Annotated in this window: 11 protein-coding genes, 16 tRNA genes and 3 rRNA genes; 25 read left to right on the top strand and 5 right to left on the bottom strand. The window is 43.2% G+C overall.

Going from position 1 to position 16,185, the window contains the following annotated elements; translation table 11 throughout:
* Positions 1-33: 33 nt before the first annotated feature.
* Positions 34-480, top strand: a complete 447-nt coding sequence (gene perR, locus MHB58_RS17390; protein ID WP_039966829.1) for a peroxide-responsive transcriptional repressor PerR — start codon at positions 34-36, stop codon at positions 478-480.
* 95 nt (positions 481-575) lie between these two features.
* On the opposite strand, the gene MHB58_RS17385 is transcribed toward perR, so the two are convergent.
* Positions 576-917, bottom strand: a complete 342-nt coding sequence (locus tag MHB58_RS17385; protein ID WP_008405748.1) for a YgzB family protein — start codon at positions 915-917, stop codon at positions 576-578.
* A gap of 291 nt (positions 918-1,208) precedes the next feature.
* On the opposite strand from MHB58_RS17385, the gene MHB58_RS17380 reads away from it, so the two are divergent.
* From MHB58_RS17380 to nagB, 21 genes are all read left to right on the top strand, one after another.
* Entirely contained in the window at positions 1,209-2,102 is an 894-nt protein-coding gene (locus MHB58_RS17380; RefSeq protein ID WP_340735720.1) for a nucleotidyltransferase-like protein, read from the top strand.
* A 343-nt stretch (positions 2,103-2,445) separates the two neighbouring features.
* Positions 2,446-4,002 (top strand): 16S ribosomal RNA (locus tag MHB58_RS17375).
* Positions 4,003-4,319: 317 nt separating this feature from the next.
* Positions 4,320-7,248 (top strand): 23S ribosomal RNA (locus MHB58_RS17370).
* A gap of 120 nt (positions 7,249-7,368) precedes the next feature.
* Positions 7,369-7,484: ribosomal RNA gene (rrf, locus tag MHB58_RS17365) — 5S ribosomal RNA — on the top strand.
* The 16S, 23S and 5S rRNA genes sit together here with 16 tRNA genes alongside, the layout of an rRNA operon.
* Positions 7,485-7,498: 14 nt before the next feature.
* Positions 7,499-7,574 (top strand) — tRNA-Asn (locus MHB58_RS17360).
* Between the two features lie 9 nt (positions 7,575-7,583).
* A tRNA-Ser gene (locus MHB58_RS17355) sits at positions 7,584-7,675 on the top strand.
* A 17-nt stretch (positions 7,676-7,692) separates the two neighbouring features.
* Positions 7,693-7,767 (top strand) — tRNA-Glu (locus tag MHB58_RS17350).
* A gap of 27 nt (positions 7,768-7,794) precedes the next feature.
* Positions 7,795-7,870, top strand: a tRNA-Val gene (locus MHB58_RS17345).
* An 18-nt stretch (positions 7,871-7,888) separates the two neighbouring features.
* Positions 7,889-7,963, top strand: a tRNA-Met gene (locus tag MHB58_RS17340).
* 3 nt (positions 7,964-7,966) lie between these two features.
* Positions 7,967-8,042 (top strand) — tRNA-Asp (locus MHB58_RS17335).
* A gap of 22 nt (positions 8,043-8,064) precedes the next feature.
* Positions 8,065-8,140: transfer RNA gene (locus MHB58_RS17330), tRNA-Phe, on the top strand.
* A gap of 7 nt (positions 8,141-8,147) precedes the next feature.
* Positions 8,148-8,223 (top strand) — tRNA-Thr (locus MHB58_RS17325).
* 6 nt (positions 8,224-8,229) lie between these two features.
* Positions 8,230-8,313 (top strand) — tRNA-Tyr (locus MHB58_RS17320).
* Between the two features lie 10 nt (positions 8,314-8,323).
* Positions 8,324-8,397, top strand: a tRNA-Trp gene (locus MHB58_RS17315).
* Between the two features lie 32 nt (positions 8,398-8,429).
* A tRNA-His gene (locus tag MHB58_RS17310) sits at positions 8,430-8,505 on the top strand.
* 39 nt (positions 8,506-8,544) lie between these two features.
* Positions 8,545-8,620: transfer RNA gene (locus MHB58_RS17305), tRNA-His, on the top strand.
* Positions 8,621-8,643: 23 nt separating this feature from the next.
* A tRNA-Gln gene (locus MHB58_RS17300) sits at positions 8,644-8,718 on the top strand.
* Between the two features lie 12 nt (positions 8,719-8,730).
* Positions 8,731-8,805: transfer RNA gene (locus MHB58_RS17295), tRNA-Gly, on the top strand.
* A gap of 5 nt (positions 8,806-8,810) precedes the next feature.
* Positions 8,811-8,884 (top strand) — tRNA-Cys (locus MHB58_RS17290).
* 44 nt (positions 8,885-8,928) lie between these two features.
* A tRNA-Leu gene (locus MHB58_RS17285) sits at positions 8,929-9,009 on the top strand.
* A 412-nt stretch (positions 9,010-9,421) separates the two neighbouring features.
* Positions 9,422-10,153 (top strand): glucosamine-6-phosphate deaminase, encoded by a 732-nt coding sequence (gene nagB, locus MHB58_RS17280; RefSeq protein ID WP_340735719.1) that lies wholly within the window; start codon positions 9,422-9,424, stop codon positions 10,151-10,153.
* 30 nt (positions 10,154-10,183) lie between these two features.
* On the opposite strand, the gene MHB58_RS17275 is transcribed toward nagB, so the two are convergent.
* On the bottom strand, positions 10,184-11,062 hold the full coding sequence (locus tag MHB58_RS17275; protein WP_340735718.1) for a DMT family transporter: 879 nt from the start codon (positions 11,060-11,062) through the stop codon (positions 10,184-10,186).
* Between the two features lie 127 nt (positions 11,063-11,189).
* On the opposite strand from MHB58_RS17275, the gene MHB58_RS17270 reads away from it, so the two are divergent.
* Complete coding sequence (locus MHB58_RS17270; protein WP_340735717.1) at positions 11,190-12,101, top strand: S66 peptidase family protein; 912 nt, start codon at positions 11,190-11,192, stop codon at positions 12,099-12,101.
* A gap of 234 nt (positions 12,102-12,335) precedes the next feature.
* Here the strand turns inward: MHB58_RS17270 and MHB58_RS17265 are convergent, their stop codons facing one another.
* Both MHB58_RS17265 and MHB58_RS17260 read right to left on the bottom strand, forming a co-directional pair.
* Positions 12,336-12,845 carry a DIP1984 family protein gene (locus MHB58_RS17265; protein ID WP_339263219.1) on the bottom strand — a complete coding sequence of 170 codons (510 nt, stop codon included), beginning with the start codon at positions 12,843-12,845 and terminating at the stop codon, positions 12,336-12,338.
* A 13-nt stretch (positions 12,846-12,858) separates the two neighbouring features.
* Positions 12,859-13,548 (bottom strand): B3/B4 domain-containing protein, encoded by a 690-nt coding sequence (locus MHB58_RS17260; RefSeq protein ID WP_340735716.1) that lies wholly within the window; start codon positions 13,546-13,548, stop codon positions 12,859-12,861.
* Between the two features lie 99 nt (positions 13,549-13,647).
* On the opposite strand from MHB58_RS17260, the gene queG reads away from it, so the two are divergent.
* Both queG and trmL read left to right on the top strand, forming a co-directional pair.
* Complete coding sequence (gene queG, locus MHB58_RS17255) at positions 13,648-14,781, top strand: tRNA epoxyqueuosine(34) reductase QueG (protein WP_340735715.1); 1,134 nt, start codon at positions 13,648-13,650, stop codon at positions 14,779-14,781.
* Between the two features lie 16 nt (positions 14,782-14,797).
* A complete protein-coding gene (gene trmL, locus MHB58_RS17250; protein WP_014822725.1) occupies positions 14,798-15,271 on the top strand; it encodes a tRNA (uridine(34)/cytosine(34)/5-carboxymethylaminomethyluridine(34)-2'-O)-methyltransferase TrmL in 474 nt (157 codons plus the stop codon).
* Positions 15,272-15,309: 38 nt separating this feature from the next.
* Here the strand turns inward: trmL and MHB58_RS17245 are convergent, their stop codons facing one another.
* Positions 15,310-16,077: a sporulation protein gene (locus tag MHB58_RS17245; protein WP_340735714.1), complete on the bottom strand. Its 768-nt coding sequence runs from the start codon at positions 16,075-16,077 to the stop codon at positions 15,310-15,312.
* Between the last annotated feature and the right edge of the window lie 108 nt (positions 16,078-16,185).

Raw genomic sequence — 16,185 nt, 5'->3', positions numbered from 1 at the left:
ATTAATAATATGTATGAAAAGGGGTGCATGACGATGTCTGAATTGCATTTGAAGGATGCGCTGGACACGTTAAAGACTACTGGTGTACGAATTACTCCTCAGCGTCATGCGATTTTGGAATATTTAATTCAAAGTATGATTCACCCAACAGCTGATGATATATACAAGGCGCTTTGCGATAAGTTTCCTAATATGAGTGTAGCAACAGTTTATAATAATTTACGTGTCTTTCGTGAAGTAGGCTTAGTAAAAGAGCTTAATTATGGAGATGCAGCGAGTCGTTTCGATTTCGTAACGGGCGACCATTATCACATGATTTGTGATGGCTGCGGTAAAATTGTAGACTTCCACTATCCCGGATTAAATGAAGTGGAGCAGTTTGCTTCGCAAGTAACAGGCTTTCAAGTTAATTCGCACCGTTTAGAAGTCTATGGTACATGTCCTGACTGTATTGCAGTCGGTGCAACAAAAGTTCAATAATAGTTTAACCTAGTAACGGTTGTTGCTAGGTTTTTTTATATGAAAAAAGCTGGAGCAAAAAGTTTGAATACTTTTTCTCCAGCATTGCCGAACATTTAATTTTTATTGTACTCTTGATTGAATTCTTTTCCTTCCAATGCAGGATCTAAAGTGAGTGGTTCATTGCAATACATACAAATATCCACACGACCTAAAACTTTTGTCCATTTCCCGCATTCCGGACAGACGACTTGCACGGCCTTTGTAGACAGCAATCCTATCCAGCCGTATACAGCTGTACTGCCGATTATACAAAGAAGTCCAATTGTCATGAAGATTAATACAAGTATTTGATTATTTTTGAAAAAGATTGCACCATACATAATAACGAAGCCGATGAAAATAAGGGATAATGCAAAAGAGCGGATCTTATTAATTTTACTATTATATTTTTTCATTTCAATTGCCTCCTAATCTGAAATATACTATAACATAAATTGGATATAAATTAGTAGACAGGAAAGATTTAGGCGGCTTTTAAATATCCTGTAATACTATTTAAAATGTTTAAATGAAGGGTTTTTATAAACTAATGGCGAAAGAAAAAATAACGAGATTTCTATTATTTAATTTAAGGAAATGATGGACTTTCAGCATGGTTGAAAGTTTATCGACGTAACAATAGTTAATTTATCTTATAGCATCTACAATGACAATATATAGAAGGTAAATTTTATAGGGGGATAACAATGGAACATATTTTAAGACCGATTTATCAGGAACGTGCAAGTCAGCCGGAAACGCTTGGAGTAATATTGATAAACAAGCGTGAAGGTGCTGAGAATATGACCGATACATTTGATTCGGTTCTTTTAATTATTGTAAAAGAAAGTGATAAGCCTATTTATTCGAAACACTATTCATATGGTGAAGCAAAAATGGTGATGCATATTTTAACGGAGGAACGGTTGCGTAAATGGATTTTCATTGGTTCAAATAAGCGCTTGGTCGATTGGCTTTTCCACGGAAAAGTTATGTTTGACCGCAATGAGTTTCTATATAAGCTGCGTTCTGAATTGCAAGAGTTCCCATTCTTCGGTCGTAAATTAAAAACAGGTATACAGTTTGCCAAGTTAATCCGCCGTTATAAAGAAGGAAAAGAATTATTTGAAGATGGTCATTTTTTAGATGCTTATAATCATGTAGTTGCTTCATTGCATCATTTAGGGAGATTATCGATTATCGATAGTGGGCATTACCCGGAAGTTACAGTATGGGCCCAGGTAAAACGAAATGATCCAGCCATCTATAAATTATATGAAGAATTGATTATGAGTAACGAAAGTCTAGAAAAGCGTCTGGAGTTATTATTTTTAGCTGGCGAGTTTTTAATTAATTCCAGAACTACTGATGGGGCGCAACATATTCTGGAAACAATGCTTGCACAATCTTCGTGGACGATTCAACAGCTGCATGACCATCCGGAGTTAAGTTATTACTCTGTTGACTTGGAAGTGTTCGTTGAATATTTAATTGAAAGAGAGTTAATATTGGTTGAAACGGTTATTGCCAAAAACGAAGCGATATTCCACAGGAACTATTATGTAGACAGACAATATATTGAATCTGAGTATGGGTTATAGTATATTAATCAGAGCGTTTAAAAACGCTCTGAAATTTTTTTATAAAAAGTGTTGACGAAATCATAAGAAGTATTGTAATATATTAAATGTCGCTAAGACGTACTCGAAAACAACTAAATTACCTTCTCGAATTTCCTTGAAAAACTTTTTCAAAAAAGTTGTTGACAAAAAGAAACAGAGATGTTAAATTAGAGAAGTCGCTAAAACGACAACGAAACAAAATGAACCTTGAAAACTGAACAAGCAACGTTAATGAAACAAGCTTCTTAAATGAAGCAAACAATAGATTTCAACTTCTAACGAAGTTGAATCGCTAGCAAAGCAAATGAGCTTTCAAACTACTTTTATGGAGAGTTTGATCCTGGCTCAGGACGAACGCTGGCGGCGTGCCTAATACATGCAAGTCGAGCGGAAATTTTATTGGTGCTTGCACCTTTAAAATTTTAGCGGCGGACGGGTGAGTAACACGTGGGTAACCTACCTTATAGATTGGGATAACTCCGGGAAACCGGGGCTAATACCGAATAATACTTTTTAACACATGTTTGAAAGTTGAAAGACGGTTTCGGCTGTCACTATAAGATGGACCCGCGGCGCATTAGCTAGTTGGTGAGGTAACGGCTCACCAAGGCAACGATGCGTAGCCGACCTGAGAGGGTGATCGGCCACACTGGGACTGAGACACGGCCCAGACTCCTACGGGAGGCAGCAGTAGGGAATCTTCCACAATGGACGAAAGTCTGATGGAGCAACGCCGCGTGAGTGAAGAAGGATTTCGGTTCGTAAAACTCTGTTGCAAGGGAAGAACAAGTAGCGTAGTAACTGGCGCTACCTTGACGGTACCTTGTTAGAAAGCCACGGCTAACTACGTGCCAGCAGCCGCGGTAATACGTAGGTGGCAAGCGTTGTCCGGAATTATTGGGCGTAAAGCGCGCGCAGGTGGTTCCTTAAGTCTGATGTGAAAGCCCCCGGCTCAACCGGGGAGGGTCATTGGAAACTGGGGAACTTGAGTGCAGAAGAGGATAGTGGAATTCCAAGTGTAGCGGTGAAATGCGTAGAGATTTGGAGGAACACCAGTGGCGAAGGCGACTGTCTGGTCTGTAACTGACACTGAGGCGCGAAAGCGTGGGGAGCAAACAGGATTAGATACCCTGGTAGTCCACGCCGTAAACGATGAGTGCTAAGTGTTGGGGGGTTTCCGCCCCTCAGTGCTGCAGCTAACGCATTAAGCACTCCGCCTGGGGAGTACGGTCGCAAGACTGAAACTCAAAGGAATTGACGGGGGCCCGCACAAGCGGTGGAGCATGTGGTTTAATTCGAAGCAACGCGAAGAACCTTACCAGGTCTTGACATCCCGGTGACCACTATGGAGACATAGTTTCCCCTTCGGGGGCAACGGTGACAGGTGGTGCATGGTTGTCGTCAGCTCGTGTCGTGAGATGTTGGGTTAAGTCCCGCAACGAGCGCAACCCTTATTCTTAGTTGCCATCATTCAGTTGGGCACTCTAAGGAGACTGCCGGTGATAAACCGGAGGAAGGTGGGGATGACGTCAAATCATCATGCCCCTTATGACCTGGGCTACACACGTGCTACAATGGACGGTACAAACGGTTGCCAACCCGCGAGGGGGAGCTAATCCGATAAAACCGTTCTCAGTTCGGATTGTAGGCTGCAACTCGCCTACATGAAGCCGGAATCGCTAGTAATCGCGGATCAGCATGCCGCGGTGAATACGTTCCCGGGCCTTGTACACACCGCCCGTCACACCACGAGAGTTTGTAACACCCGAAGTCGGTGAGGTAACCTTTATGGAGCCAGCCGCCGAAGGTGGGATAGATGATTGGGGTGAAGTCGTAACAAGGTAGCCGTATCGGAAGGTGCGGCTGGATCACCTCCTTTCTAAGGATTTTTCGGAATCATTCCTTCGGGGAATGAAACATTAACGGTTGCTGTTCAGTTTTGAAGGTTCATTCTTAAATGAATGAAATACTTCAAACCTTGCTCCTGACGCTTGCGCTTACGTCGCAAAGCTGCATGAAGCAAAATCAGTGAAGCTTCTCACGATGTGATTGAAGTCAGCTGCTTCGTTCTTTGAAAACTGGATAAAACGACATTGAAAGCAATAAATCAAATTTCTATTTTATAGATTTTTAAACAAGTCAAGCAATTGACGTGTAAACTTAAATCTTAGATCTCTGATCTAAGTGTTAACTTTTGGTTAAGTTAATAAGGGCGCACGGTGGATGCCTTGGCACTAGGAGTCGATGAAGGACGGCACTAACACCGATATGCCTCGGGGAGCTGTAAGTAAGCTTTGATCCGGGGATTTCCGAATGGGGGAACCCACTATCTTTAATCGGATAGTATCTTCACGTGAATTCATAGCGTGTTGAAGACAGACGCAGGGAACTGAAACATCTAAGTACCTGCAGGAACAGAAAGAAAATTCGATTCCCTGAGTAGCGGCGAGCGAAACGGGAAGAGCCCAAACCAAAGAGCTTGCTCTTTGGGGTTGTAGGACACTCTATACGGAGTTACAAAAGAATGAATTAGACGAAGCGACTTGGAAAGGTCCGCGAAACAAGGTAAAAGCCCTGTAGTCAAAAGTTCATTCCCTCCAGAGTGGATCCTGAGTACGGCGGAACACGTGAAATTCCGTCGGAATCCGGGAGGACCATCTCCCAAGGCTAAATACTACCTAGTGACCGATAGTGAACCAGTACCGTGAGGGAAAGGTGAAAAGCACCCCGGAAGGGGAGTGAAATAGATCCTGAAACCGTGTGCCTACAAGTAGTTAGAGCCCGTTAATGGGTGATAGCGTGCCTTTTGTAGAATGAACCGGCGAGTTACGATTACGTGCGAGGTTAAGTTGAGAAGACGGAGCCGCAGCGAAAGCGAGTCTGAATAGGGCGAATTAGTACGTGGTCGTAGACCCGAAACCAGGTGATCTACCCATGTCCAGGGTGAAGGTGAGGTAACACTCACTGGAGGCCCGAACCCACGCACGTTGAAAAGTGCGGGGATGAGGTGTGGGTAGCGGAGAAATTCCAATCGAACCTGGAGATAGCTGGTTCTCTCCGAAATAGCTTTAGGGCTAGCCTCGTGATTGAGAATACCGGAGGTAGAGCACTGTTTGGACTAGGGGGGCATCTCGCTTTACCGAATTCAGACAAACTCCGAATGCCGGATATTTATACACGGGAGTCAGACTGCGAGTGATAAGATCCGTAGTCAAGAGGGAAACAGCCCAGACCACCAGCTAAGGTCCCCAAGTAATCGTTAAGTGGAAAAGGATGTGGCGTTGCTTAGACAACCAGGATGTTGGCTTAGAAGCAGCCATCATTTAAAGAGTGCGTAATAGCTCACTGGTCGAGTGACGCTGCGCCGAAAATGTATCGGGGCTAAACGATTCACCGAAGCTGTGGATGCATACTTTGAGTATGCGTGGTAGGAGAGCGTTCTAACAGCGTTGAAGTCAGACCGGAAGGACTGGTGGAGCGGTTAGAAGTGAGAATGCCGGTATGAGTAGCGAAACATGGGTGAGAATCCCATGCACCGTATGACTAAGGTTTCCTGAGGAAGGCTCGTCCGCTCAGGGTTAGTCGGGACCTAAGCCGAGGCCGATAGGCGTAGGCGATGGACAACAGGTTGATATTCCTGTACCACCTCCTCACCGTTTGAGAAATGGGGGGACGCAGTAGGATAGGGTAAGCACGCCGTTGGTTGCGCGTGTTCAAGCAGTAAGGCGTGTATGTAGGCAAATCCGCATACTATAACGTTGAGCTGTGATGACGAGCTCGTATGAGCGAAGTTCCTGATTTCACACTGCCAAGAAAAGCCTCTATCGAGGTGAGAGGTGCCCGTACCGCAAACCGACACAGGTAGTCGAGGAGAGAATCCTAAGGTGTGCGAGAGAACTCTCGTTAAGGAACTCGGCAAAATGACCCCGTAACTTCGGGAGAAGGGGTGCTTCTTTGGGTGCATAGCCTAGAGAAGCCGCAGTGAATAGGCCCAGGCGACTGTTTAGCAAAAACACAGGTCTCTGCAAAACCGTAAGGTGACGTATAGGGGCTGACGCCTGCCCGGTGCTGGAAGGTTAAGAGGAGCGGTTAGCGCAAGCGAAGCTGTGAATTGAAGCCCCAGTAAACGGCGGCCGTAACTATAACGGTCCTAAGGTAGCGAAATTCCTTGTCGGGTAAGTTCCGACCCGCACGAAAGGCGTAACGATCTGGGCACTGTCTCAACGAGAGACTCGGTGAAATTATAGTACCTGTGAAGATGCAGGTTACCCGCGACAGGACGGAAAGACCCCGTGGAGCTTTACTGTAGCCTGATATTGAATTTTGGTACAACTTGTACAGGATAGGTAGGAGCCAGAGATCTCGGAGCGCCAGCTTCGAAGGAGGCGTCGGTGGGATACTACCCTGGTTGTATTGAACTTCTAACCCATGCCCCTTAGCGGGGTAGGAGACAGTGTCAGGCGGACAGTTTGACTGGGGCGGTCGCCTCCTAAAGAGTAACGGAGGCGCCCAAAGGTTCCCTCAGAATGGTTGGAAATCATTCGTAGAGTGTAAAGGCATAAGGGAGCTTGACTGCGAGACCTACAAGTCGAGCAGGGTCGAAAGACGGGCTTAGTGATCCGGTGGTTCCGCATGGAAGGGCCATCGCTCAACGGATAAAAGCTACCCCGGGGATAACAGGCTTATCTCCCCCAAGAGTCCACATCGACGGGGAGGTTTGGCACCTCGATGTCGGCTCATCGCATCCTGGGGCTGTAGTCGGTCCCAAGGGTTGGGCTGTTCGCCCATTAAAGCGGTACGCGAGCTGGGTTCAGAACGTCGTGAGACAGTTCGGTCCCTATCCGTCGTGGGCGTAGGAAATTTGAGAGGAGCTGTCCTTAGTACGAGAGGACCGGGATGGACATACCGCTGGTGTACCAGTTGTCTTGCCAAAGGCATCGCTGGGTAGCTATGTATGGACGGGATAAGTGCTGAAAGCATCTAAGCATGAAGCCCCCCTCAAGATGAGATTTCCCATTACGCAAGTAAGTAAGACCCCTGAAAGACGATCAGGTAGATAGGTTCGAGGTGGAAGTGCGGTGACGCATGCAGCTGACGAATACTAATCGGTCGAGGACTTAACCACATTTTATTGCTCAATTCAATGAAACGTTTATCCAGTTTTGAAAGAATGAAAAATTATTATAAAAATACTTGACAAATAAGAAAAGTATGATATAATAAATAATGTCTTTCGATTAAATAGTCTAGTGATGATGGCAAAGAGGTCACACCCGTTCCCATACCGAACACGGAAGTTAAGCTCTTTAGCGCCGATGGTAGTTGGGGGCTTCCCCCTGTGAGAGTAGGACGTCGCTAGGCTGTTATAGAATTATTCCGAAGTAGCTCAGTTGGTAGAGCATCCGGCTGTTAACCGGCAGGTCGCAGGTTCGAGTCCTGCCTTCGGAGCCATTAAATCTTGGAGAGTTGTCCGAGTGGCCGAAGGAGCACGATTGGAAATCGTGTATGCGGGTAACCCTGCATCAAGGGTTCAAATCCCTTACTCTCCGCCAGGCTTAATTTATAAAGAGGCCCGTTGGTCAAGTGGTTAAGACACCGCCCTTTCACGGCGGTAACACGGGTTCGAATCCCGTACGGGTCACCAAAAGATACATAAGTAGTATCCAGCATTGGAGGATTAGCTCAGCTGGGAGAGCACCTGCCTTACAAGCAGGGGGTCGGCGGTTCGAGCCCGTCATCCTCCACCATTAAACAAATAGTATTATCGCGGGGTGGAGCAGTGGTAGCTCGTCGGGCTCATAACCCGAAGGTCGCAGGTTCAAGTCCTGCCCCCGCAACCAAATGGTCCCGTGGTGTAGCGGTTAACATGCCTGCCTGTCACGCAGGAGATCGCCGGTTCGATCCCGGTCGGGACCGCCATTTTTTTAAAAAATTAATTTGTGGGTTTGTAGCTCAGTTGGTAGAGCATTAGATTGAAGCTCTAAGTGTCGGCGGTTCGATTCCGTCCAAACCCACCATATTTTTGCCGGTGTAGCTCAGTTGGTAGAGCAACTGACTTGTAATCAGTAGGTCGAGGGTTCGACTCCTTTCGCCGGCACCATTACCTGGAGGGGTAGCGAAGTGGCTAAACGCGGCGGACTGTAAATCCGCTCCTTAGGGTTCGGCGGTTCGAATCCGTCCCCCTCCACCATCCTTTTGATAGGGGCATAGTTTAAAGGTAGAACTACGGTCTCCAAAACCGTCAGTGTGGGTTCGATTCCTACTGCCCCTGCCAAATAACTTAAAAATACTTAAAATAATATAGTGGCGGTTGTGGCGAAGTGGTTAACGCACCTGATTGTGGTTCAGGCATTCGTGGGTTCGATTCCCATCAGTCGCCCCATTTTTATTTAGGTTTAAGTGTTAAAATTATAATATAGTGGCGGTTGTGGCGAAGTGGTTAACGCACCTGATTGTGGTTCAGGCATTCGTGGGTTCGATTCCCATCAGTCGCCCCATTCTATATCATAATTTAAATATTTGGGGTATAGCCAAGCGGTAAGGCAACGGATTTTGATTCCGTCATGCCCTGGTTCGAATCCAGGTACCCCAGCCATTTTTTTATTTTGCGGAAGTAGTTCAGTGGTAGAACACCACCTTGCCAAGGTGGGGGTCGCGAGTTCGAACCTCGTCTTCCGCTCCAAATATGGCGGCATAGCCAAGTGGTAAGGCACAGGTCTGCAACACCTTTATCACCGGTTCAAATCCGGTTGCCGCCTCCATATTTTATTTAATCGGAGAAACCGATTTTTTTTTACCTTATTTTGCCGAGTTGGTGGAATGGCAGACACGACGGACTCAAAATCCGTTGCCGCGAGGCGTGTGGGTTCAAGTCCCACACTCGGTATCTGAAAAAAAGACTTCACAGTTCATACTGTGAAGTCTTTTTTTATTTTTATAATCGATATATAAAGTCCCATAATCTTTTTAAAGAGCATAGAATAGATTATAGAATCCGACTTCAACAGTGGTATTTATAAGTGAAATTAGGAAAGAATAGATTCATCGATTCTTTTATATGATAATGAGAAAAATAAAGTCTGCGTACGGAATATTGGGAGATTAGTATGGGAGAATATCATATTATATACAAAGGAAATTAGTATGTTTTCCAGAAAATCCTGCACGTTTTTTCTGGCGTATTAAAATTATTTACTATAAAATTAACATAGTGATGTTAGGAATGAATTTTAAAAAAACGTATTTTATTTAAGTGATATAAATTATGGAAAATAGCGAGGAAGTAGGGAATTAAACAAATGAATGTAGCAACAAATTTGAAGTGGATTGAAGCGGCAAACTATGATGAGTTGAGTAAAATTGCCGCAACGATTTTTATAGATCAATTAAAAAAGGATAGTTCAACGGTATTTGGAATGGCTACAGGAGGTACCCCGGAAGGCTTTTATAAAAAGCTTGTAGCTGCGTATAAGGCAGGCGAAATATCTTTTAAACAGGCAAAGTCTTTCAACTTGGATGAATATATCGGTATTAATCCGGCAAATGAAGCGAGCTACCATTATTATATGGACTATAACCTGTTTAATCATATCGATATGAAACGGGAAAATATTTATTTACCAGCTGGTAATAAGTCGAATTTAGAAAAAGCTGCCGCTGAATATGATGCATTGATTAATGCGGCAGGAAATATTGATATACAGCTTTTAGGAATTGGTGTAAATGGACATATCGGTTTTAATGAACCTGGAACTCCTTTTGATTTAGGTACAAATATTGTAGAGCTTGCACAGTCTACACGTGAAGCGAATCAAGTCTATTTTGATTCAATTGATGATGTGCCGACACATGCCATTACAATGGGAATCAAAACGATTTTAAGTTCTAAAAAGATTGTATTATTAATTTCAGGTGCATCAAAACAGGAGGCATTTGAACGTTTACGCAGCGGTGTCGTAACAGAAGATTTCCCTGCGAGCGCACTGCACAACCATCCAGATGTGACGGTTATTTATACAGATGTAAAATAAGGTAAAGGAGTGCATACATTGTGCACTCCTTTATTTGATCGATGAAATAAATACTCCTGTAATTACCGCAATGCCTCCGATTACTTGAGCGATGAGGAGTTGCTCATTTAAAAACAGTACAGCAAAGATTGTGGCAAATAGAGGAATGAAGTTTAGATAGATTCCTGCTTTGTTTGCTCCTAATGAGACAACGCCATTGTTCCAGCTTAAAAAGGCAACTATCGAAGCAATGATCCCTACATAAAAAATCGCCCCAATTGTCGAAGCGTTCCATACGATTGCTTGTGATGTTGTTAGTAGTTCATATACTGCGAACGGCAGTAACATAATAGCTCCGATTGCAATCGTCACTAAAAACGTAGAATAACCCGGCAGCTTACCTGCGTACTTTTTAATGAGTAATGAATAGAAACTCCAGCACACTACCGCAATCAAAACGATCAAGTCCCCTTTGTTGAATGAAAATGAAAGCAGGATTTGTAATGAGCCTCCGGATATAATAAAGAGCACTCCGGCTAAAGAAAGCAGTGTGCCGATCATTTGGAACTTCGTTAACCGTTCTTTTAAAAAGATAAAGCTCAGTATGTATATAATAATCGGTGTTGATGAATTCATTAAAGATGCATTAATGGATGTTGTATCATGCAAGCCGATGTAGACGAGTGTATTGAATGCGGCAACTCCTGTTATTGCTAAAATGATGACAGCACCCCAATGCTGTTTCAGCGCAGGCCATTCTTTTTTCGTCCGGTTGTAAGCGATTGGGAAAAATACGAGAAAGGCGACAATCCAACGTAAAAAGGCAAGTGTAATCGGAGGAATATCTCCTGAAACAGCTCGTCCAATTACAAAGTTGCCGCCCCACAATAAAGTAGCCAAAATGAGCAGTAGCTGTGGTGGAAATTTCATTATTGAGCATCTCCTTATATTGGAAATTGATTTTATCTATTATAAGGACAACCACATGGAATTTGCAATGCGCTTTACATAAAACGCTATGATACAATAACGACAGAAGCAAAAGGAGGTCATTAGCATGAAAATTCGACCAGCAAGGTTACAGCATGGCGATACAGTCGGATTAGTTAATTTAAGTAGTCCGCTTAATATAGAATCATTAGGGGATAAATTAGCGTTTTTAGAGGAATTAGGTTTAAAGTATAAGCTTGGTAATACGGTACAGGCATACGAAGGCTATTTGGCAGGTTCCGACGAGGAGCGGATTAAAGACTTTCACCAAATGATTGTTGATCCGGAAGTGAAGGCAGTCTTTTTAGTGAAGGGCGGCTACGGAATCTCAAGAATCATCGATAAGATAAGCTATCCATTAATCGAGGACAATCCGAAAATAATTTGGGGCTTTTCCGATGTGACGACTTTACATACACAAGTAAACGAGTTTGCAAATTTAGTGACATTCCATGGTCCGATGCTGTCTAGTCCAAAAGGGGAACTGGACCCTCTTTCTAAAAAAATGTTCCAGCAGCTATTCCAGCCGATTGAAATTCAGTATACAGAAAGCATTTCACCTCTTACGACAATTATACCGGGAACTGTACGCGGCGAATTGACAGGCGGAAATTTAAACCGTATTGTCAGCACACTTGGAACTAAATTTGAAATTGATGTGCGCAATAAAATTTTACTACTTGAAGATTTAGGTGAAACAATCGAGCAAATTGATTTAATGCTGAATCAGCTTCGTCTTTCAAGAAAGCTGGAGCTTGCAGCAGGCTTTGTAATAGCAGACTTTAATATGCCGGATGATACATACAGCTATGAAGATGTGCTGAAGGTAATAGAAGGGTATTTGAAGCCGTTTAACAAACCGGCAGTAGCAGGGTTCAAAATTGGTCATTGCGAGCCTAATATTGCGATTCCATTAGGTGTGGACGTATTATTAGATGCAGATGAAAAGACATTAAGCATTTTACCGGGTGTAGAGTAGGATTTAGATGAAATAAAAAGCAAAGACACCTTTTCACGTGTAAGTGAGCAGGTGTCTTTTAATAACGGGCGAGCAAAAATACTCAATTACGATTGTGTTAGCTTTTACTATAGTTGGTTATGTGTGAAAGGTAACAGTGTAAACGGTAAAGGGTCATCGGTTTGACCATTAGTTGGGGATGCCGAAGCAAAAATCGCCCGTTATTACCTAGTTTGGAGTCTCACCGCCCTAGGTTTAGAAATAGTTGCTGTCATCAAATTCAATTTCAACTTGATAGTTTTTGGCATTAATTAAATTGGAAAGGCGATGTGCTTCCTTTTCAAGCTCATTTGCACGGTTTCGGTATGTCATTGGATCATACAATGCTACACGGTAAAGTATGGCATCACCGGAATTATGGTAGAAAGCCTCTTTTTCCTCAGAACCAAGGTTTTTGCAAAATTGTGCTTCTGCACGTAATTGACTCGCAAGTTCAATCGCCTCTACAATAGGCATTTCCTCATCTTTAAACACAATAGTATTGTCGATATTAGCCCGGTAGATCAGGGCATCAAGTTTACGTGAATCATAACGAAGCTCTTTTAACTCGGCTTCAAGCATTTCGAGTGTATAATCAGGTGTTTTCGGCTGTTCGCCTTTTTCAATAATAGCATGTGTTAATGAATGTACTTGTATTGTTCGTTCCTGGATTCTTTTCGTAATGATACTTTTTAGTTTTACTGCCTCAGCTAAGTTAATAGTCAAACGATTTCACTCCTTAAATATGAACTTTTGAATTTTCCCTTGAAAGAATATGTACTTCATATTCGCCACCGCTAATTTGTGTAAACATGTTTCCTGCACTGCCTAGTAGTTCAGCAGCTTCCTTTCCACTGAGGGAAGGGCGTAAATAAAAGATTTGCAGCGCATTTGTCGTAGCTTCTGTCACTGCCGTTCTTTTTGAATCAACAAAGGGGCTGCCGAATGGACCGATTGCATCCTTGGCATGGATGATGTTATCTAATGAATTAAAGCGTCCATTAATTCCTTCATAGCCTGTCGATGCATTGCCGACATTGATTTCCACATTACCATCAATACTTTCTGCATCATAAATGCCAACAGGTATTTCGTATTGCAGGGAGAAGAAGTTATTTAGATCAACAGCCGAATGGAACGGTGCTAAATATTGCTGTTTGGCGATACGGCGCATTAAGCTTTCCGCAGAGTGACGGTACCGGTTCGGGTCCCCGCCAAAAGCCTTCCAAAGCTGGCGCCACTCTTTAATACCAGGACGTTCTGTCACAGGTGTTTCCTGTAATTCCAGATATAGATTTTCCTGATAAAGTTGTGTGCGACCTTTAATCATTTGAGGAGATTCTTCGACGATAATTTTGCTATAATGGATAAGGCCAATTTTTAATTGCTCATTGACAGAAAAAAGAGCTTCATTTATTGAAATATTCATGAGAACACCTTCTTACATTGTTTTTAATGGGAGAAATACTAAAATATGTAATACGGAATAAGTTTATAATTATTGTATCATTTGAAAGGAGTATGTGAAATGAAAGTTCATCAACTTCAAGAAGAATTAGTGAAATACGCAGCATCTATTGGTGTTGATAAAATAGGATTTACGACCGCTGCTCCGTTTCATGAATTGAAAAACCGTCTGCGTCGTCAGCAACAATTAGCATACCAATCAGGCTTTGAAGAAGCAAATATAGAGCTGCGTACAGAGCCTTTAAAATTATTAGATGAAGCAGAAAGTATTATTGCGATCGCGATTGCCTATCCTTCACGCATGCAAGATGCCCCGCAGGGAAAAAAAGGGGAGCGCCGCGGTATTTTTTGCCGTGCTTCATGGGGGATTGACTATCATACAGCTGTTCGTGAACGTCTGCAGCTCATTGAAGCATGGCTGCATGAACGTGTGCCAAATGTAAAGGTGAAATCGATGGTCGATACTGGGGAACTAGTAGATCGTGCAGTTGCAGAACGGGCAGGTATCGGCTGGAGCGCCAAAAATTGTTCGATCATTACACCGGAGTTTGGTTCGTACGTCTATTTAGGCGAGATTATCACGAATATCCCGTTTGCCCCTGACACACCGATGGAGGATGAATGCGGAGACTGTACATTATGTATTGATGTATGTCCAACTGGAGCGATCGTTGCACCTGGGCAGCTGAATTCACAGCGGTGCATTGCCTTTTTAACTCAAACGAAAGGATTTTTACCGGATGAGTTTCGGGCAAAAATCGGAAACCGTTTGTATGGCTGTGATACATGTCAGACAGTGTGCCCGAAAAATAAAGGAAAGCTGAACTGGATCCATGATGAATTCACTCCCGATCCTGAAATCGCAAAACCTTTACTACAGCCTCTTTTATCTATTTCCAATAAGGAATTTAAGGCAAAGTTTGGTCATGTATCCGGCTCATGGCGCGGCAAAAAGCCGATTCAGCGCAATGCCATTTTAGCGCTGGCCCATTTTAAAGAAGAAGCGGCGATGCCTGATTTAGTTCAAGTACTGCAAAAAGATGAGCGTCCTGTATTAAGAGGGACCGCTGCATGGGCAATCGGAAAAATCGGAACGGATGGGGCAGTGGAGATTTTAATAGCTGCAAAAAAAACAGAGCAGGATGAAGAAGTGCTGGCGGAGATTGATAAAGGGCTAGCAATGTTAAATCATTAAGAGAGAAGGATCAGAAGTGCCAAACCATATCGTATTATATCAACCAGAAATCCCGGCAAACACAGGCAACATTGCCCGTACTTGTGCTGGAACGAATACATCATTACATTTGATCCGTCCATTGGGCTTTTCAACAGATGACAAAATGCTGAAGCGTGCTGGATTGGATTATTGGGAACACGTGAATGTCGTTTACCATGATTCTTTAGAAGATTTTATCGAGTACAGTAAAGATGGCGATGTGTATTTAATTGAGACATATAGTGATGAGCCGTTTACGACACATGATTTCAGCAATTCAGAGCGTGACCTTTACTTTATGTTCGGAAGAGAAACGACTGGCTTGCCAAAGGAGTTTGCAAAAGAACGTGCCGATATGTGCCTGCGCATCCCGCAAAGTGACCATATCCGCTCACTGAATTTATCAAATACAGCGGCAATTGTGATTTACGAAGTACTAAGACAACAAAACTATCCAGGTTTAAAATAAAACAAGGCAAGAAGCGACTGATGCTTCTTGCCTTTTGATTATTTCATCTTCGTTTTAATTACTTGCTCAAGCTTTGCCTGGATATTGTCGTGTTCGGATAATGTGAGACGGATGAAGCTCTCATCCATATCGAGCGCTTCGGATAAAAAACCTCCAAGCCCGCGGGCACGTCGGTCTACTTGCACTAAAATTTCGACTGAGTTTGATGATTGATGTAAAAAGACAACTTCAAGTTCGTCTAGATACCGGCGATACGTGTTGTTTGTCGGTGTAAACTCAAATTCCTGTACAATCGGTGTTTGGCGGCGTAAATAAGAAGGGGCTTGTTCGTTATCTACTTTACGCAACCGGAAGCCCATGTTTTGAATGGCAGTTAACACACCGTTCGCAAGACGAGTCGGCTGAATCTCGATAAAGTCTTTATCTTTAGGATCGACCGCATTTTTAATATCTAAGCCTGTTTGAATCCATACACGCGAGTTGCCGGTCGTTACCGGAACAACAGGGGGCAGGGAGAATGAAAATGGAATTTGGCGTTTTTCGTCTGCCTGAATTGTGAATGGCTCATTTAATTTGTATTTGTGCAGCACCGCTTCATCTTTAATCTTTTTATCATCGATTTCGCGGATAAAGTTTGTATGAAGTGTTAGATAGATTGCATCAATTTGCTGTTCCGTGCTACCACCGATGATTTCTACAACACCTGAAATATTTTCATTCAACGTGTAAGTTGATTTGTGCAATTTTGTATCAACTTTTGCAGCTCCTATACCAACACTTGCTAAAACTTTATTAAATAGTGACAAATGAATTCCTCCGTTAATTGTAATTAATTATGTATACGTAGGATAGAAAAGAAAGTTTCAAAAAAGAGCCCGAAAAATTTTTCGGGCTCTTGCTTTAGGTTACCGGTA

It is taken from the genome of Solibacillus sp. FSL K6-1554, from assembly GCF_038005185.1.
GTDB lineage: Bacteria > Bacillota > Bacilli > Bacillales_A > Planococcaceae > Solibacillus > Solibacillus silvestris.
This window is presented reverse-complemented; position numbering and strand designations above follow the sequence as displayed.